Origin of the sequence: Lysobacter sp. K5869 (genome assembly GCF_018847975.1) — a bacterium.
GTDB lineage: Bacteria > Pseudomonadota > Gammaproteobacteria > Xanthomonadales > Xanthomonadaceae > Lysobacter.
In genome coordinates this window covers 3,446,526-3,463,191 of record NZ_CP072597.1, presented here as the reverse complement: position 1 = coordinate 3,463,191, position 16,666 = coordinate 3,446,526, and the positions used below count along the sequence as shown (strand labels likewise).

The 16,666-nt window shown below is 70.0% G+C and carries 16 protein-coding genes; 9 read left to right on the top strand and 7 right to left on the bottom strand.

The annotated features are described in order from the left end of the window. Positions 1–204: 204 nt before the first annotated feature. Positions 205–1,497, bottom strand: a complete 1,293-nt coding sequence (gene serS, locus J5226_RS15030) for a serine--tRNA ligase (RefSeq protein WP_215835274.1) — start codon at positions 1,495–1,497, stop codon at positions 205–207. 176 nt (positions 1,498–1,673) lie between these two features. On the opposite strand from serS, the gene J5226_RS15025 reads away from it, so the two are divergent. Beyond that, on the top strand, positions 1,674–2,336 hold the full coding sequence (locus tag J5226_RS15025; protein ID WP_215835273.1) for an energy transducer TonB: 663 nt from the start codon (positions 1,674–1,676) through the stop codon (positions 2,334–2,336). Positions 2,337–2,530: 194 nt separating this feature from the next. Continuing rightward, positions 2,531–3,124: an energy transducer TonB gene (locus J5226_RS15020; RefSeq protein WP_215835272.1), complete on the top strand. Its 594-nt coding sequence runs from the start codon at positions 2,531–2,533 to the stop codon at positions 3,122–3,124. 153 nt (positions 3,125–3,277) lie between these two features. On the opposite strand, the gene aroA is transcribed toward J5226_RS15020, so the two are convergent. From aroA to serC, 4 genes are all read right to left on the bottom strand, one after another. Further along, complete coding sequence (aroA, locus tag J5226_RS15015) at positions 3,278–4,600, bottom strand: 3-phosphoshikimate 1-carboxyvinyltransferase (protein ID WP_215835271.1); 1,323 nt, start codon at positions 4,598–4,600, stop codon at positions 3,278–3,280. Further along, positions 4,597–5,766, bottom strand: coding sequence for a histidinol-phosphate transaminase (gene hisC / locus J5226_RS15010; protein ID WP_215835270.1), 1,170 nt, complete (start codon positions 5,764–5,766; stop codon positions 4,597–4,599). Before hisC ends, aroA begins: the two co-directional genes overlap by 4 nt. Beyond that, positions 5,763–6,989 carry a prephenate dehydratase gene (pheA, locus tag J5226_RS15005; RefSeq protein ID WP_215835269.1) on the bottom strand — a complete coding sequence of 409 codons (1,227 nt, stop codon included), beginning with the start codon at positions 6,987–6,989 and terminating at the stop codon, positions 5,763–5,765. Before pheA ends, hisC begins: the two co-directional genes overlap by 4 nt. A 65-nt stretch (positions 6,990–7,054) precedes the next feature. Further along, positions 7,055–8,140 carry a 3-phosphoserine/phosphohydroxythreonine transaminase gene (serC, locus tag J5226_RS15000; protein ID WP_215835268.1) on the bottom strand — a complete coding sequence of 362 codons (1,086 nt, stop codon included), beginning with the start codon at positions 8,138–8,140 and terminating at the stop codon, positions 7,055–7,057. Positions 8,141–8,323: 183 nt separating this feature from the next. On the opposite strand from serC, the gene msrP reads away from it, so the two are divergent. Together msrP and msrQ are read left to right on the top strand one after the other, a co-directional pair. Then, the gene (msrP, locus tag J5226_RS14995) at positions 8,324–9,295 is read left to right on the top strand and encodes a protein-methionine-sulfoxide reductase catalytic subunit MsrP (RefSeq protein WP_215835267.1); all 972 of its coding nucleotides are present in this window, start codon (positions 8,324–8,326) and stop codon (positions 9,293–9,295) included. 77 nt (positions 9,296–9,372) lie between these two features. After that, positions 9,373–9,987 carry a protein-methionine-sulfoxide reductase heme-binding subunit MsrQ gene (gene msrQ / locus J5226_RS14990; RefSeq protein WP_255323116.1) on the top strand — a complete coding sequence of 205 codons (615 nt, stop codon included), beginning with the start codon at positions 9,373–9,375 and terminating at the stop codon, positions 9,985–9,987. A 249-nt stretch (positions 9,988–10,236) separates the two neighbouring features. Here msrQ and J5226_RS14985 read toward each other — a convergent pair whose 3' ends face one another. Beyond that, on the bottom strand, positions 10,237–11,040 hold the full coding sequence (locus J5226_RS14985; protein WP_215835265.1) for an FHA domain-containing protein: 804 nt from the start codon (positions 11,038–11,040) through the stop codon (positions 10,237–10,239). A 154-nt stretch (positions 11,041–11,194) separates the two neighbouring features. Here J5226_RS14985 and J5226_RS14980 point away from each other — a divergent pair, with 154 nt between their 5' ends. Continuing rightward, positions 11,195–11,470, top strand: coding sequence for a polyhydroxyalkanoic acid system family protein (locus tag J5226_RS14980; RefSeq protein ID WP_215835264.1), 276 nt, complete (start codon positions 11,195–11,197; stop codon positions 11,468–11,470). Positions 11,471–11,474: 4 nt separating this feature from the next. Continuing rightward, the gene (locus J5226_RS14975; protein WP_215835263.1) at positions 11,475–11,783 is read left to right on the top strand and encodes a hypothetical protein; all 309 of its coding nucleotides are present in this window, start codon (positions 11,475–11,477) and stop codon (positions 11,781–11,783) included. A gap of 142 nt (positions 11,784–11,925) precedes the next feature. On the opposite strand, the gene J5226_RS14970 is transcribed toward J5226_RS14975, so the two are convergent. Next, positions 11,926–12,648: a hypothetical protein gene (locus J5226_RS14970; RefSeq protein WP_215835262.1), complete on the bottom strand. Its 723-nt coding sequence runs from the start codon at positions 12,646–12,648 to the stop codon at positions 11,926–11,928. Between the two features lie 241 nt (positions 12,649–12,889). Here J5226_RS14970 and J5226_RS14965 point away from each other — a divergent pair, with 241 nt between their 5' ends. From J5226_RS14965 to J5226_RS14955, 3 genes are all read left to right on the top strand, one after another. Beyond that, positions 12,890–14,215 (top strand): patatin-like phospholipase family protein, encoded by a 1,326-nt coding sequence (locus tag J5226_RS14965; protein WP_215835261.1) that lies wholly within the window; start codon positions 12,890–12,892, stop codon positions 14,213–14,215. 155 nt (positions 14,216–14,370) lie between these two features. Next, a complete protein-coding gene (locus J5226_RS14960; RefSeq protein WP_215835260.1) occupies positions 14,371–14,961 on the top strand; it encodes a phasin family protein in 591 nt (196 codons plus the stop codon). A 368-nt stretch (positions 14,962–15,329) separates the two neighbouring features. Further along, entirely contained in the window at positions 15,330–16,394 is a 1,065-nt protein-coding gene (locus J5226_RS14955) for a restriction endonuclease (protein ID WP_215835259.1), read from the top strand. Positions 16,395–16,666 lie beyond the last annotated feature (272 nt).

Sequence of the window (16,666 nt, the reverse complement as noted above, 5' to 3'; positions counted from 1 at the left end):
CCGAGATCGTTCCGCCCGGTTCGGTGTCGCTTTATGCCGCGCGATCCGTTTCGCCCGGATCGGTGTTGCCAGGAGCGGACTCGCTCGGGGCGATCTTGCTCGGGGCGGTCTTGCTCGAATCGGTTTTGCTCGAATCGGTTTTGCTCGAATCAGCCTTGCCCAGAGCGGAGCCGCTCACAGCAGCCCCGCCCGGACCGAACCCACTCAGGCCAGCACCTCGACCCCGCCCATGTAACGACGCAGCGCCTCGGGCACCGCGATCGAACCATCGGCGTTCTGATAGTTCTCCATCACCGCGATCATCGCCCGGCCGATGGCGACGCCGGAGCCGTTGAGCGTGTGCACCGGCTCGGGCTTGCCGGTGGCTGAGTTGCGCCAGCGCGCCTGCATGCGCCGGGCCTGGAACGCCTCGCAGTTGGAGCACGAGGAGATCTCGCGGTAGCGGTTCTCGCTCGGCAGCCACACTTCCAGGTCGTAGGTCTTGGCCGCGGAAAAGCCCATGTCGCCGGTGCACAGCAGCATGCGGCGGTACGGCAGGCCGAGGGTTTCCAGCACCACTTCGGCGCAGCGGGTCATGCGCTCGTGCTCGGCGTAGCTGTCTTCCGGGCGCGCGATGGTGACCAGTTCGACCTTCTCGAACTGGTGCTGGCGGATCATGCCGCGGGTGTCGCGGCCGGCGCTGCCGGCTTCGGCGCGGAAGCACATCGAGTGCGCGGTCATGCGCAGCGGCAGCGCGCCTTCCTCGACGATCTCGTCGCGCACCACGTTGGTCAGCGGCACTTCCGAGGTCGGGATCAGATAACGCTTGCTCGCCGCCTCGCCCTCGCCGACCACGGTCGCGAACAGGTCGTCCTCGAACTTGGGCAACTGGCCGGTGCCGCGCATCGAGTCGGCGTTGACCAGTAGCGGCACGTTGGTTTCCTGGTACTCGTGTTGTTCGACGTGCAGATCGAGCATGAACTGGGCCAGCGCGCGGTGCAGGCGGGCGAGGCCGCCGCGCAGCACGGTGAAGCGCGCGCCCGACAGCTTGGCCGCGGTTTCCGAATCCAGCCAGCCGTGGCGCGCACCGAGTTCGACGTGGTCCTTGACCTGGAAATCGAATTCGCGCGGGCTGCCCCAGCGGCGCTCCTCGACGTTGCCGCTTTCGTCCGGGCCCAGCGGCACCGATTCGTTGGGCAGGTTCGGGATGGTCAGCGCGATCGCCTCGATCTCGGCCTTGATCTGGTCCAGCCGCGCTTCGCCGCGCTTTTGTTCGTCGCCGGAGGCCGACACCTGCGCCATCAGCTCGGCGGTGTCCTCGCCCTTGCTCTTGCGCTTGCCGATTTCGGCCGACAGCTTGTTGCGCTGCGCCTGCAGCTCTTGGGTGCGCACCTGCACCATCTTGCGTTCGCTTTCCAGCGAAGCCAGCGCGTCGGCGTCCAGGGAATAGCCGCGGGTGGCGTGCAGGCGGGCGGCGACTTCGGCGGGTTGCTGGCGCAGCAGGTTCGGATCGAGCATGGCGTAGCCGGTAGGGATGCGTGGCGGGAAGAACCGCAGATTATCGCGTCGCGCGGGCTTTTTCGCGAATCGCGAGCTTCCGGCGCGGCGCGCGCGCGTCGGCGAGGCCGACGCGGCCGGGCGTTTCGTTGCAGAATGCACGCCATCACGCATTGGACTTGCGAGCCTGCCGCCCCATGTCGACGCCCTCCCCCGCACCGCGCCGTTCCTTCGATTTCGCCGCCTGGATCCCCTCGGGCAAGGCCTGGCTGTGGGTGTTGGGCGCGTTCGCGATCGGCTTGGCGCTGTTCGCCTGGGTCTGGCAGAGCAATCGCGGCAAGGACGATTTCTACCGCGCCGGCGGCACCCCGCCGACCAGCGAGCAGCCGTTCTACGCGCCGCTGCCGGCGCCCGCGGCGGCCGACGGCAGCGCCGCCCCCGCGCCCGCGCCGCAGCAGGTCCCCGAGGCCGCGCCGGCCGCGGGCGACGAGCGCCCGCAACTGGTCGAAAACCCCCACCCGCCGGCCCCGCCGCAAGCCGCGCCGAGCGCGCCGGCACCGGCGCCGGCCGCGCCGAGCGGCGCCCACGTCGGCGCCGCCCCGCTGCCGGGCAACCGCGCCCCGCAGTACCCGGCGGCCTCGCTGCGCCGCGGCGAAGGCGGCACGGTGCGGGTGCAGGTGCAGATCACCGAACAAGGCGAGGTCGCCGAGGCCGAAGTGGTCCAAGGCAGCGGCTCGCGCGCGCTCGACCGCGCCGCGCTGAGCGCCGTGCGCGGCTGGCGCTTCAAGCCCGCCACGCGCGGCGGGCGCCCGGTGGCGGATACGGTGTTGGTGCCGGTTACGTTCAATCCGAATCAGTGAGGCTTTGGTGCTGGGAGATAGCGGTTAGGAGTTAGGAGTTAGCGAAAGCGGCTTTTGCTAACTCCTAACCGCTATCTCCTAGGCTTGAACGGGTACTGAACCAAAATCACCCACCGTTCACCCGCGGGTAACGCCGCCGCTTCGAAGCTCGCCCTCCGCGAACCGTCCCCCGGGTTCGTCGCAAGGAGGTCGGCATGAGCACTGCATCACATTCCATCGAATCTCAGGCGCATCAATCCGACGCACCGCAGGCCGCTACCGGCGAATCCGCGGGCCGCACGGGCTTGTGGTTGTTGCTGATCCTGTTGGGTTCGGCGTTCTTGGGTTGGTATCTGTACGGCAAGCGGCCGGCGCCGCCGATGTCCGCGCCGCTGGCGCCGGTGCTGGCGTTGCCGCCGGTCGAACGCACGCCGGCCACGGGCGAGGACGCCGCCGGCAAGGCCAACGCGGCCGCGAGCAAGAACGTCGCCAAGGCCTCGGCGGAGAAGAAGGCCGCGCCGGCCAAGCCGCGCGCCACCGACGCGGTGGCGCTCGCGCGCAATCCGGCGCCGCGCTACCCGGCCACGGCGCTGCGCCGCGGCGAAGGCGGCACCGTGGTGTTGCGGGTGAACGTCGGCGCCGACGGCCGCGCCGACGAGGTCGCGGTGACCCGCCGCAGCGGTTCGCGCGATCTCGACCGCGCCGCGCTGAGCGCGGTGCGCGATTGGCGCTTCAAGCCGGCCACGCGCAACGGGCGCGAAGTGGCGTCGGTGGTGCAGCAGCCGGTCGAGTTCCGGCCGCTGCAGTGAAAGACTCGTCCGCGGCCGAGTCGTTCGGCCATAAGGGCGAATCGACGATCGCGGCTTAGACTCAAAAAGAACGGCGGCCTCGAGGCCGCCGTTCTTCGTTCGGGTTCGGCTGCAACGGCCCGCGGCTCGCACCGCGAACATCAGCCGCGAACCTCAAGCCGCCGCGCCGACCCGCATGCCCGCTTTCGCGGCCAGCGCCTCGAACCCCGGGAACGACGTCGCCACATTGGCCACGTCGCCGATGCGCACCTCGCCGGAAGCCAGCTGCGCCGCCACCGCGAAACTCATCGCGATGCGGTGATCGCCGTGGCTCTCGACCGCGCCGCCGGCGAACGAGCCGCCGTCGATGATCGCGCCGTCGGGCGTTTCCTCGATCTTCGCGCCGAGCGCGCGCAGGCCCGCGGCCATGGTCGCGATGCGGTCGGACTCCTTGACCCGCAGCTCCGCCGCGCCGCTGACCACGGTGCGGCCCTGCGCCACGGCCGCGGCGACGAACAGCGCCGGGAACTCGTCGATCATGTCCGGCACCAGCGCCTGCGGCACGTCCACGCCGCGCAGGCGCGCGTAGCGCACGCGCAGGTCCGCGACCGGTTCGCCGCCTTCGCTGCGCGGGTTCTCTTCGACGATGTCCGCGCCCATCAGACGCAGCGCCGAGAGCAAGCCGGTGCGGCGCGGATTCATGCCGACCGCTTCGAGCAGCAACTCCGACCCCGGAATCACGCTCGCGGCGACCAGGAAGAACGCCGCCGAGGAGAAGTCGGCCGGCACCGCGACATCGGTCGCGCGCAGCGCGTGGCCGCCGCTCAGGCGCGCGTAGCCGGGCGAGAACTCGATCGGCCAGCCGAACGCGGCGAGCATGCGCTCGGTGTAGTCGCGGGTCGGATGCGGTTCGTGCACCACGGTTTCGCCCTGCGCGTACAAGCCGGCCAACAGCAGCGCCGACTTCACCTGCGCGCTGGCGACCGGCAAGGTGTATTCGATGCCGGCGAGCGCGCGGCCGCCGTGGATGCGCAGCGGCGGCAAGCCGCCGTCCTCGCTGTCGATGCGCGCGCCCATCGCCGCCAGCGGCTCGGTCACGCGGCGCATCGGCCGCTTGGACAGCGAGGCGTCGCCGATCAGCACACTGTCGAACGCCTGCCCCGCCAGCGCGCCGGCGAGCAGGCGCATGCCGGTGCCGGCGTTGCCGCAGTCCAACGGCGCGTCGCTGCCGCGCAAACCGCGCAGGCCGACGCCGTGGACGATGCGCTCGCTCGCACTCGGCGTTTCGATGCGCACGCCGAGCCGCTCGAACACGCGCGCGGTGGCGCGGGTGTCCTCGCCTTCGAGAAAGCCGGTGACGCGGGTGACGCCTTCGGCCAGCGCGCCGAGCATCACCGCCCGGTGCGATACCGATTTGTCGCCCGGCACCCGGATCGAACCGCGCAACGGGGCGCCCGGACCGGCGGTCCAGGCCTGGGAAGATTCGCTCGCGCTCATGCCAGCACTTCGTCCAATGCCGCCAGCAGGCGGCGGTTCTCGTCGGCCGAACCGACGCTGATGCGGATGCAGTCGCCCAGGCCGTAGCCGCCCATCGGCCGCAGGATCACCCCGCGCTCGACCAGCGCGGCTTCCACCTGCGGCGTGCGCGCGCCGAATTCGGCCAGCACGAAATTGGTCTGCGAGGGGAACGTGCGCAGGCCGCGCTTGCGCAGCGCCTCGTCGAGCACGGCGCGCTGTTCGGCGTTGCGCGCGCACGCCCAGCGCAGATGATCTTCGTCGCCGAGCGCGGCTTCGCACGCGGCGAGCGCGGGGCCGTTGACGTTGAAGCTCTCGCGCAAGCGGTCCATCACCGCGATCAGGCCCGGCTGGGCGATCAGATAGCCGACGCGCAAACCGGCCAGCCCGTAGGCCTTGCTGAAGGTGCGGGTGACGGCGACGTTGGGATACCGCGCCAGCACGCTCAGCGCGCTGGCGTAATCCGGCGCGTCGGCCATTTCGGCGTAGGCCTCGTCCATTACCACGATGACGTGCGGCGGAATCTTGTCGAGGAACGCGACCAACGCGTCGCGGCCGAACCAGGTGCCGGTGGGATTGTTCGGATTGGCGATGTAGACCAGCTTGGTGTCGGCGCTCACCGCCGCGGCGATGGCGTCGAGGTCGTGGCCGCAGGGCATCGCCGCCTCGCGCGGCAGCGCGTCGACGATGTTCATGCGCGCGCCGGCCGCCTGGGTGGACAGCGCGAACACCGCGAAGCCGTAGCGCGAGAACACCACCTCCTCGCCGGGGCCGGCGAACACCTGGCCGAGCTGCATCAGCAGTTCGTGCGAGCCGTTGCCGAGCAGGATCTGCTTCGTGTCGACGCCGTGCTTGCGCGCCAGCGCGCGCTTGAGGTCGCCGCCGAGCGGATCGGGATAACGATGCAGCGCGTGCAGCGAATCCAGGATCGCTTCGCGCGCGGCCGGCGACGGGCCGTAGGGATTCTCGTTGGACCCCAGTTCGACCAGATGCGCCTCGCCGTACTGGCGGCGCAGCGCGACCAGATCGTGGCCCGGATCGTAGGCCTTGAGCCGCTGCACGCCCGGCTGGGCGCGCGCGGCGAACCACGCCTCGTCGAACGCGGGCGCGCCCGCGTCCGACGGCGCTTGCGGGGCCGGCTGGCTCATGCGATCGCCACCGGGTAGGAGCCGAGCACCTTGACCTCGTGCGCCAGCTCTTCCAGTTCCTCCAGCGCTTCGCGCATCGCGTCTTCCTGCACGTGGCCGCCGATGTCGACGAAGAACGCGTACTGCCAGCGGCCGGTGTGGCCGGGACGCGATTCGATGCGGTTCATGCTCAGCCCGCGCTTGGCGAACGGCGAGAGCACGTTGTACAGCGCGCCGGGCTGGTCCTTGATGAAGATCAGCAGCGAGGTGCGGTCGTTGCCCGAGGGCGAGAACAGTTCGCGGCCGATGACCAAGAAACGCGTCGTATTGTCGGGACGGTCCTCGATCGGCCCCGCCACGCTGCGCAGCCCGTACACGTTGGCCGCGGCGACGCCGGCGATGGCCGCCGCGTCGTCGGCGTTGCGCGCGCGGCGCGCGGCCTCGGCGTTGCTCGACACCGGAATCTTCTCGGCCTTCGGCAGGTACTGGCGCAGCCACGCCTTGCACTGCGCGAACGACTGCGGATGCGAGTAGACCCGCTCGATGTCCTCGATCCGGCCGCTGCGCGAGAGCAGGTGCTGGTGCACGCGCAGCTCGACTTCGCCGCAGATCTTGAGCTTGGAGGTGAGGAACATGTCCAGCGTGGACTGGATCGTGCCCTGGGTGGAGTTCTCCACCGGCACCACGCCGAAGTCGGCGCTGCCGGCTTCCACTTCCTGGAACACTTCCTCGATGCTGGCCAACGGCAGGCCGTGGATCGAATGGCCGAAGTGCTTGTACACCGCCTGCTGCGAGTGCGTGCCTTCCGGGCCGAGGAAGCCGATCTTCAGCGGCTCCTGCTGGGCCAGACAGGCCGACATGATTTCGCGGAACAGCCGCACCAGCACTTCGTCGTTGAGCGGGCCGTCGTTGCGGTCCACCACCCGGCGCAGCACCTGCGCTTCGCGTTCGGGGCGGTAGTAATCGACCGCGGCGGCCAGCTTGCCCTTGGCCTTGCCGACTTGATTGGCGAACTGGGCGCGCTCGGCGATGAGCTGCTGGATGTGGCGGTCGATGCCGTCGATGCGCGTGCGCAGCGTGGCGAGGTCGGGGACGCCGGCGGCGGGCTCGGCGGCCGCGGCCGGCGCCGCCGCTTCGGCCTTGGCCTTGGGCTTGGCGGCGGCTTTCTTCTTGTCCGCGCTCTTGTCGGCGGCGGCCTGGGTCTTGCCGGCGGCCGGCTTGGTCTTGCTGGATTTGGTGGTCATTGCCTTAAGTCTTGTCTACGGCGACCGCAGCCGGCGCCCGCTCGGGCGCCGGCCAGCGCGGTCGCTCAGCCATGTCTTTGTTGGAAGTCGCGCATGAACGAAGCCAGCGCCTGCACGCCCGCCTCCGGCATCGCGTTGTAGATCGAAGCGCGCATGCCGCCGAGGGCGCGGTGGCCCTTGAGCGAGATCAGCCCGGCCGCTTCGGCTTCCTTGAGGAAGGGCTTGTCCAGCGCTTCGTCCTTGAGGAAGAACGGCACGTTCATGCGCGAGCGCACGGCCGGGGCGACTTCGTTGCGGTAATAGCCGCCGGAGTTGTCGATCACGCCGTACAGCAGCTCGGCCTTGCGCGCGTTGCGCTGGGCGAACTCTTCGACGCCGCCTTCGGCCAGCATCCACTTGAACACCAGCCCGGCCAGATACCAGTTCCAGGTCGGCGGGGTGTTGAGCATGGACTCGCCCTTGACGTGCGAGCGGTAGTCGAAGATGTCCGCGCGCGGCTGGCCGGCGCGTTCGAGCAGGTCGCGGCGCACGATCACGACGCTGACGCCGACCGGGCCGAGGTTCTTCTGCGCGCCGGCGTAGATCACGCCGAACTTGGACACGTCCACCGGCTCGGCGGCGATGGACGACGAAAAGTCGGCCACCAGCGGCACGTCGCCGGTGTCGGGGATATCGCGGAACTCGACGCCGTGGATGGTTTCGTTGGCGGTGTAGTGGACGTAGGCGGCGTCCTTACTCAGGTTCCATTCGGCGCGCGCCGGAATGTCGCGGAAACCGCCGGCCTCGCCGTTGGCGGCCACGTTCGCGCTCACATAAGGCTTGACCTGCTTCAATGCGGTCTTGCCCCAGTGGCCGGTGACGACGTAGTCCACGGCCTGGCCGGGGTTGGCGAAGTTCAGCGCGATCAGCGCCTGCTGCGCGGTCGCGCCGCCCTGCAGGAACAGCACGGCGTAGTCGTCCGGGATCGACATCAGCGCGCGCAGGTCGCGCTCGGCCTCGGCGGCGACCTGGATGAATTCGGGCCCGCGGTGGCTGAGTTCGACGATCGAGGCCCCGGCGTTGTTCCACTCCAGCAGCTCCGACTGCGCCTGCAGCAGGACCGGTTCGGGCAGGGTCGCGGGACCGGCACTAAAGTTGAAAGCGCGGGACATCGGTAGCTCCGTGGTGTGAGGGGGTGGCCCCGCAGTATGCCGCAGTGCAGCACCGTGTGTACGTGTCGTTACCCGCGCAACTTTTGCCGCTCAAGCCGCCTCTAGGGAATGAAACGGTCGCTAAGACGTCATACGACCGTACCCACCCGGCGCCCCCTGCCGCGAAGCCTTCGGAGCCGTCCCATGTCGTTGCGCGATGCCCTCAACCTGCCCGCCTCCCAGATCACCGACGAGGCCGTCTACCGCGACCGCCGGCGCCTGCTGGCGGCCCTGGCGCTGAGCCCGGCCCTGGGCCTGTCCGGCTGCGCCGGCGCCGAGGCCCCGCCGCCGTCGGCGGCCAAGCCGGCCACGCCGGAACAGCTCAAGGCCGGATTCCGCACCGACGAGACACCGACCACCTACGCCGACATCACCAGCTACAACAACTTCTACGAGTTCGGCACCGGCAAGGGCGACCCGTCGGCGGCGGCCAAGACCTTGCGCCTGAGCCCGTGGACGGTCGCGGTCGGCGGCCAATGCGCCAAGCCGGGCAAATTGTCGCTGGAGGACCTGATCAAGGGACTGGCGCCGCAGGAACGCATCTACCGCCTGCGCTGCGTGGAGGGCTGGTCGATGGTGATCCCCTGGCTCGGCGTGCCGCTGGGCGAGGCGCTCAAGCGCTTCGAGCCGAACGCCAACGCCAAGTACGTCGCCTTCACCACCCTCGCCGACCGCCAGCAGATGCCCGGCATCGGCTATCCCTCGATCAACTGGCCTTACCGCGAAGGCCTGCGCATCGACGAAGCCATGCACCCGCTGACCCTGCTCGCCACCGGCCTGTACGGCAAGCCGCTGCCGCAGCAGAACGGCGCGCCGCTGCGGCTGGTGGTGCCGTGGAAGTACGGCTTCAAGAGCATCAAGTCCATCGTCGCCATCACCTTCGTCGAGCGCCGCCCGGCCACCGCCTGGAACTCGCTGCAGCCCGAGGAGTACGGCTTCTTCTCCAACGTCAATCCCAGCGTCGACCACCCGCGCTGGAGCCAGAAGACCGAGCGCCGCATCGCCGGCACCGGCAGCAAGCTGTTCGCCGAACGCATTCCGACCCGGCTGTTCAACGGCTACGGCGAGCAAGTCGCCAGCCTGTACGCCGGCATGAACCTGAAGACGTGGTTCTGAGCATGAGCGACGCCGTTCCCGCAGCCGCGGCGCCCGCCGCGCGCCGCACCGCCGCACCGCGCAAGACCCCGCCCGGCGTGATCGCCGCCAAGACGCTGGCGCATCTGCTGGCGCTGACTCCGGCCGCGATCCTGGCGTGGCAGATCCGCGCCGAATTCCTGACCGGCAGCGGCGGCCTGGGCGCCGACCCGGTGGCCGCGATCGAACACCGCCTGGGCCTGTGGGCGCTGCGTTTCCTGATGATCGCGCTGGCGGTGACGCCGCTGCGGCAACTCACCGGCCAAGCCGTGCTGCTGCGCTTCCGCCGCCTGCTGGGCCTGTACGCGTTCTTCTACGCCAGCCTGCATCTGGCCGCCTATCTGGTGCTCGACCTGCGCGGCTACTGGACCCAAATCTTCGAGGAAATCGCCAAACGTCCCTACATCACCGTCGGCTTCGCCGCGTGGCTGCTGCTGGTGCCGCTGGCGCTCACCTCGACCCAGGGCATGATGCGGCGCCTGGGCCGGCTGTGGGGGCGGCTGCACCAGTTGGTTTACGCCATCGCCGTGCTGGCGGTGCTGCACTTCTGGTGGCTGGTGAAATCCGACATCCGCGAGCCCGCGCTGTACGCGGGCATCCTCGCGGCGTTGCTGGGGTGGCGGGTGTGGAAGCGCGTGTCCAAGCCCAAGCCGAAACGGCCGCAACCCGTGTAGGAGCGGCGTGAGCCGCGATCACGGGGCCGCAAGGTTTCGATGTAAGCGAGAGGTCGCGGTCGCGGCTCGCGCCGCTCCTACAGGGAGCGATCGAGAGTTCCGCGCGTCCCGCGAGATTCCAAGCCCAACGCGAAAACGGCCGCAGCCGACGGTAGGAGCGGCGCGAGCCGCGACCGCGCGCTCACACATCGCGCCGCAAGCACGATGCCGCCGCTACCCAACGCCGCCCGACCCCGAAGCGCTCCGGCCTTACCGCACCCCGTAAAGCAGCAACAACCCCAACAACCCCGCCATCACCACCGCCGCCAGCAACAGCCACGGCATGCGCCGCACCGACGAGGGCAGCGCCGAAGGCGGCGTGGCCTTGTCTTCGTTGGCCGCCTGCTCCTGCGCCAACTGCGCCTGCAGCGCATCGGCCGCGCTCAACCGCCGGGTCGGCGCTTCGATCACGAAACGGTGCTGGCCGTCGAGCAGCAACTGATCGCCCGGCTTGAGCAGCGCATGCCGCACCGGCTGGCCGTTGACCACGCTGCCGTCGAGCGAACCCACGTCGCGCAGCACCACGCCGTCGGCGTGCGCTTCCAGCCGCGCGTGGCGATCGGCGAAGGCCGGTTCGTTGATGCGGATGTCGCAGTCGCCGGCGCGGCCGATCACCTTGGGCTGTTCCAGGGTGTAGCAGCGGCCGTGATGCACGCCGCCGACGCCGCGCACGACCATGCGCGAATCGGCCGGAATCTCGACCCCGAACGGCGGCGCCGGCTCGGGCTTGTCGGCCACCAGCAGCAGCTCGACGCCGTCGATGAAGATCGCGTCGCCGGGCCGCAGCATCGCCATGCGCCGCACCGGGCGGCCGTTGACGTGCAGCCCGTGCAGGCTGTCGCGCACCTGCAGCCACACGCCGCGGCGGTCGACGCTGAACTGCGCGATGGCCGCGTCCGAGTCCTCGACCAGCACGGTGCGGCCGGCCGAATCGCGGCCGATGGCGTGCACGCCCGGCTTCAACGCCAGGTCGCCGTGCTCGCGGTTGGGGTATCGCAGTTTAAGGACGCTCACCCGGCGGGAATCTAGCAGGTTGCAGCGCCAGGCACACCCTGCTGCGAACCCAGGCGCGCGCGGCGTGTCCGGCATCGCTATCGCCGACGCCGCGGCGGGCTTGGATGCGCCCGTCCCTGCCCGCACAATAGCCGGCTTCCAGGGAGACCCAGACATGTCCAGCATCGATATCCGCCACCCGCATTCGCTGGCCCCGGCCAAGGCGCGCAAAGCCGTCGAAGAGGTGGCCAAGAAGCTCGCCGAACGCTTCGACGTCGAATACAACTGGGACGGCGACGTGCTCAACTTCGCCCGCAGCGGCGTCGACGGCAAGATCGCGGTGGCCCCGGAGCATCTGCGCGTGACCGCGCAGCTTGGGTTCCTGCTCGGCGCGATGAAGGGGCCGATCGAGGCCGAGATCCGCCGCGTGCTGGAAGAGAAGTTCAAGTAAGCGCATGACCCGCGCCCGCCTGACCGAACTGCGCGACGCGCTGGAACGCGAAGGCTGGCGGATCGAGGGCGAGTTCGGCGCCGACGAACTGTTCTACGTCGAGCGCGACCGCATCGTCTGGCAGCTGAGCCGCGGCGACGCGCGCGAACGACTCGATTTCGTCCTGTTCGCCGCGCTCGGCGGCCCGACCGAGCGCCTGGCCGACCTGGCCCACGTCGACGCGCAGCCGAGCGGGCAGCGGCTGTACTTCGACAAGATCCGCAGCGCGCAGTGGCGCGAGAATCTGCCCGCGTTCGTGCGCGCGCTGGGCTGAGCCGAACGCAAGCCCCTGTAGGAGCGGCGTGAGCCGCGACCGCGGGGTTGCAGGTTGCGCCGTAGGCGTGGTGTCGCGGTCGCGGCTCGCGCCGCTCCTACAGGGGGCGGACGCGGCATTCGCGGACGCCGAGCCCGGGGCGCTAATCCAAATCCGGAAACGGATCCTCGTCGCCGTCGAACAGACGCTGCGCCACCTCGCGCTCGTCCGAACCGATCTCGGCGATGAACTCGCGCACATCGCCCAACTGCGCGAACGCGGCGAAGCCGCGCTCCAAAAACCCCTGCAATTCCGAGAGCCCGGCCGCCTTGGCCGGTCCGCGCGAGAGCTTGAGCAAGGTCAGGATGCCGGGCATCCGCACCGCCTTGCCCAGCCCCAAGCCGACGTGTTCGATCAACACGATCTGATGCTCGCGCAGCCGCGGCAGCCCGCAGGCGCGATACGCCTGCGCGTACAGCGCGCCGTCGAGCTTGCGCCGGCGCGGCGCCAGCTCGTGCAGGCGTTCGCTGATGCGCAGGTCGAAGGCTTGGGTCAGCAAACCCAGCTCGATCGCATCGGCCACCGTCGCCAGCAACGGCCCGGGCAGCAGCTTCTGCATCATCGGCAACACCCGCGCGATGTCGGCGTCGCGGCGGCTGAAGTCGCGGTCGTTGTAGACGTCGCTGAGGAAGAACTGCGCCGCCGGACGCCGGCGCGGATCGCGCAGGAACCGGTCGAAACTGGCTTCCAGCCGGCGCGCCTGCCATTGCCGCAGCTCTGGCAGCCAACGCAGGCGGTTGCGCGGCTCGCGCTCGGGATCGTGCAAGGCCTGATGGCGGGTCAGCAGGCAGGCCATGCGGCGGCTGAGGTCGGATGTTCTGGACATCGGGGCCGATGATCGCGGCAGCCCCGCAAGCCCGCAAGCACCGCTTTCAAGCACCGACGAAGCATCGGGTCCGGGAGCCTCCCCACGGACCTTGCCAAAGGCCCGCGTCCGTGGGGAGGCTCCCGGACCCGATGCGCCCCCCCCGAAGCGCGCCCCTTCGACCTTCGTACACCCCCGCTGGACGCCTCGCCCCGCTCGGCTACACTCGACCGACTACCGCCAGGGCCGTGCCGCCGATCACATGCTGTCACTTCATTCCGCCCGCCACCGGGCGAGCCGCAAGCCGGCGGCGAAAGGAAGCAAGACCCGCGGCGCCGCCAAAACCACCGCGAAACCCGAGACCGCCAAGAACGGCACCGCCCGCGGCGACGGCCCGCGCATCGGCCTGGCCATCGCCGGCGGCGGCCCCATCGGCGGCATGTACGAACTCGGCGCCCTGCGCGCCCTCGACGAAGCCATCGAAGGCCTCGACCTGACCCGCCTGGACTGCTACGTCGGCGTCAGCAGCGGCGCCTTCCTCGCCGCTGGCCTCGCCAACCGCATGGACACGGCCGAGATGTGCCGGATCTTCGTCACCGGCGACAGCGCCGACGTCGAATTCCGCCCCGAAACCTTCATGCGCCCGGCCTTCGTCGAATACCTCAAGCGCGCCGCCAGCTTTCCGCGACTGGCCACCGAATGGTGGCGCGAACTGCTGTTCTCGCCGCTGGAAGCGCGCTGGTCGGACCTGATCACCCGCTTCGGCGGCCTGATCCCCAACGGCCTGTTCGACAACAGCGAAGTCGAACGCTTCCTGCGCGAAGTGTTCACCCGCCGCGGCCGCAGCAACGACTTTCGCGAACTCGACGCCGAGCTCTACGTCGTCGCCGTCGACATCGACAGCGGCGAAGCCGTGCGCTTCGGCGACGAAGGCTGGGACGACGTGCCGATCTCCAAGGCCGTGCAAGCCAGCGCCGCCCTGCCCGGCCTGTACCCGCCGGTCGACATCGAAGGCCGCCACTTCGTCGACGGCGCGCTGCGCCGGACCATGCACGCCTCGGTCGTGCTCGACCGCGGCATCGACCTGCTGATCGGCCTCAACCCGCTGGTGCCGTTCAACCACAACCACGGCGCGGCGGTCAGCGAAGACAACAGCCTCGCCGCCGGCGGCCTGCCCGCGGTGCTGTCGCAGACCTTCCGCACCCTGCTGCAATCGCGCATGCAGGTCGGACTGGCGCGCTACGCCCAGCAGTACCCCGACATCGACCAACTGGTGTTCGAACCCAACGCCGAAGACCGCGAACTGTTCTTCACCAACGCCTTCAGCTTCTCCGCGCGCCGGCGCATCTGCGAGATCGCCTACCGCAACACCCTGGCCGACCTGCGCGCGCGCGCCGAACAACTGGCGCCGATCCTGGCCGCGCACGGCCTGCGCCTGCGCGAAGAGGTCCTGGCCGACCCCGAGCGCTCGATCCTCGACGGCATCGCCCCGCCCGCGCGCGACAGCGAAACCACGGCGCGGCTGCGGCGCGCGCTGGACGATGTGGATCGCCTGGTCGCGCGCAAGCGGCCGCGCAAGCACGCCTGAAGCCAGAAGTTAGCGGATAGGAGTTAGGAGATAGCGAAAGCGCTTTCGCTATCTCCTAACTCCTATTCGCTATCTGCTGCTCCTCGCTGGTGTGAATACTCTAGACAGCGAGCCCATCGTGACGGCACAGCACTAATCCCACTCACAGGACGTCCATGGCCGCCAAGTTCAAGAAGACCGCGAAGAAGACCTCGGGCAAGACCCGCTCCGCCGGCGCCGCCGGCAAGGGCGCGGGCGCGCAGGAACAGGCCGAGCGCCTGTCCAAGACCCTGAGCGAATCGGCGCAGCAGATCTGGTTGGCCGGCGTCGGCGCGTTCGGCCGCGCTCAGGCCGAGGGCACCAAGCTGTTCGAAGGCCTCGTCAAGGAAGGCCTGAGCCTGGAGCAGACCGCGCGCAAGTTCACCGGCGGCCAAGCCGGCGCGCTGCGCGATGCGGTCGAGTCCAAGGTCGGTCAGGCGCGCGAGCGCGCGACCGACACCTGGGACCGCCTGGAGAAGGTGTTCGAGGAACGCGTGCAGCGCGCCCTGGTCAAGCTCGGCGTGCCGGGCCGCGACGATCTGGCCGAACTCAGCGAGCGCGTCGACGCGCTGACCGCCGAGCTGCGCCGCCAGGGCGGCGCCGTCCCGGCCCGCAAGGCCGCCAAGAAGACCGCCGCTGCGCCCAAGAAGGCCGCCGCCGACAAGCCGGCCAAGGCCAAAGCGCCGCGCAAGGCCGTGGCCAAGCCCAAGCCGCCGGTCGCCCCCTGAGCTTCACGCCGCGGCCGCGTCGGCGTCCTAACCGCTGACACGTACCCGCGCTATCACTACCGCTCCACCCGCTTCACCGCCTCGCGCCGCCTCGGCGCGAGGCCCGCTTAAGCCCGCCAGTCCGCGCTTCCGTATGCTCCCCTCCCCTTACGGTTTCGGACTGGCGGGCTTTCTTATGCCTGCGGAATGACCTCAGAACACGGGCTTTGCGCTGGTTTTGCGCGCATTTCACGCCCGCTCCGCCGTTACGTTCTGTCATGAACGGCAAACTCCGCACACACCGTTTTCGCGACGAACGTCGCATTTCGTGTGGAGTTCACATGTCTGAAGCCGTATATCCTCAGCGTCTTTTATGGGCCTAGCGTTGCATGTCGAGTTTCTCCCTGTGGTCCGCTGCCGCCGTCGCGCTCGCGATCGGGCTGGGGTCCACCGCCTACCTGTGGTCGTACCGCCGCCATCGCACTGAAGTCGCCACCGGCATCGCCGGGTTGGCCAAGATGCGCTGGCGCGAATTCGCGCGCCTGATCGTCGAGGCCCTGCGCGAACGCGGCTTCGAGGCCGAATCGGTGGAGGAATCGCTGGCCCGCGGCACCCAGGCCGAACTGCGCCTGGTGCGCGCCGGCAAGCCCTGGCTGCTGTCGTGCAAGCTCGGCGACGGCGATTACAAGGTGCCCGCCGCGACCGTGGCCGAACTGGCCGACGCGGTGCGCTTCCACGGCGCCGCCGGCGGCCTGCTGGTCACCACCGGCCGCTTCGACACCCACTCCGAACGCGTCGCCGACGGGCTCGATCTCTACAGCGGCGAGGCCTTGTGGGAACTGGTCGAACCGCAGCTGCCCGCCTCGACCCGGCACGAAGTCATCGCCGCGGCGCAGAAGCGCAGCATCCAGACCATCGTCGGCGCCTGGGGCGCGGCGATCGCGCTGGGCCTGATCGTCGGCTTCGTGGTGCCGCAGATCCTGCCGGACGACGAAACGCCCACGCCGGCCACGGCGCAAGCCCCGGCCGACAACGACAGTGGCGACGCCGCCGAACCGGCCCAGCCCGCCGCCCCGACGCCGGCGCCCGAACCGTCCCACGCGCCGCCGCCGGAAACCCATACGCCGCCGGCCGTCGCCGCGACGCCGGCGCCCGCCGCGCCCGCCGCGCCGCATCCGGCCGCACCCGTGCCGTCGGCTTCCAGCGGCGACGCATCGGCCGACCGCGCCGAAGTGATCCGCACCGTCGCCCGCCTGCCCGGCACCGAACGCGCGCTGTGGTCGACGCCGTCGAACCTGCTGATCTACCGCCTCACCGACGCGGAGAAACAGGACGTGGACGCGATCTGCCAAGTGCTGGAGCGCTATCCGGAACTGCGTTCCTCGCGCGTACAGTTGCAGCCGCCGCCGGGCAGCAGCAGCCGGGTGCGGTTCTTCCAGTGCAAGGCGTATTGAGGCCTTCGTGAGCCTCGCGTAGGAGCGGCGTAAGCCGCGACCGCGGGGTTGCAAGCTTGCGTCGCAAGCGTGGTGTCTTGGTCGCGGCTTACGCCGCTCCTACACGGAGCGGACGCGGCATCATCGAGTGTCGAACAACAAGAAGCCCGGCCATGCCGGGCTTCTTCTTTTTGCGCGGCGAATCGTCGCAGCCCCTTGTAGGAGCGGCGCGAGCCGCGACCGCGACACCGCGCTGACGACGCGGCCTCGCGGCCCCGCGGTCGCGGCTTACG

Bases quoted from the DNA above. Each gene is read 5' to 3' on its own strand.
- serS (WP_215835274.1), bottom strand. From the start codon at position 1,497: ATGCTCGATCCGAACCTGCTGCGCCAGCAACCCGCCGAAGTCGCCGCC.
- J5226_RS15025 (WP_215835273.1), top strand. From the start codon at position 1,674: ATGTCGACGCCCTCCCCCGCACCGCGCCGTTCCTTCGATTTCGCCGCC.
- J5226_RS15020 (WP_215835272.1), top strand. From the start codon at position 2,531: ATGAGCACTGCATCACATTCCATCGAATCTCAGGCGCATCAATCCGAC.
- aroA (WP_215835271.1), bottom strand. From the start codon at position 4,600: ATGAGCGCGAGCGAATCTTCCCAGGCCTGGACCGCCGGTCCGGGCGCC.
- hisC (WP_215835270.1), bottom strand. From the start codon at position 5,766: ATGAGCCAGCCGGCCCCGCAAGCGCCGTCGGACGCGGGCGCGCCCGCG.
- pheA (WP_215835269.1), bottom strand. From the start codon at position 6,989: ATGACCACCAAATCCAGCAAGACCAAGCCGGCCGCCGGCAAGACCCAG.
- serC (WP_215835268.1), bottom strand. From the start codon at position 8,140: ATGTCCCGCGCTTTCAACTTTAGTGCCGGTCCCGCGACCCTGCCCGAA.
- msrP (WP_215835267.1), top strand. From the start codon at position 8,324: ATGTCGTTGCGCGATGCCCTCAACCTGCCCGCCTCCCAGATCACCGAC.
- J5226_RS14980 (WP_215835264.1), top strand. From the start codon at position 11,195: ATGTCCAGCATCGATATCCGCCACCCGCATTCGCTGGCCCCGGCCAAG.
- J5226_RS14975 (WP_215835263.1), top strand. From the start codon at position 11,475: ATGACCCGCGCCCGCCTGACCGAACTGCGCGACGCGCTGGAACGCGAA.
- J5226_RS14970 (WP_215835262.1), bottom strand. From the start codon at position 12,648: ATGTCCAGAACATCCGACCTCAGCCGCCGCATGGCCTGCCTGCTGACC.
- J5226_RS14965 (WP_215835261.1), top strand. From the start codon at position 12,890: ATGCTGTCACTTCATTCCGCCCGCCACCGGGCGAGCCGCAAGCCGGCG.
- J5226_RS14960 (WP_215835260.1), top strand. From the start codon at position 14,371: ATGGCCGCCAAGTTCAAGAAGACCGCGAAGAAGACCTCGGGCAAGACC.
- J5226_RS14955 (WP_215835259.1), top strand. From the start codon at position 15,330: ATGTCGAGTTTCTCCCTGTGGTCCGCTGCCGCCGTCGCGCTCGCGATC.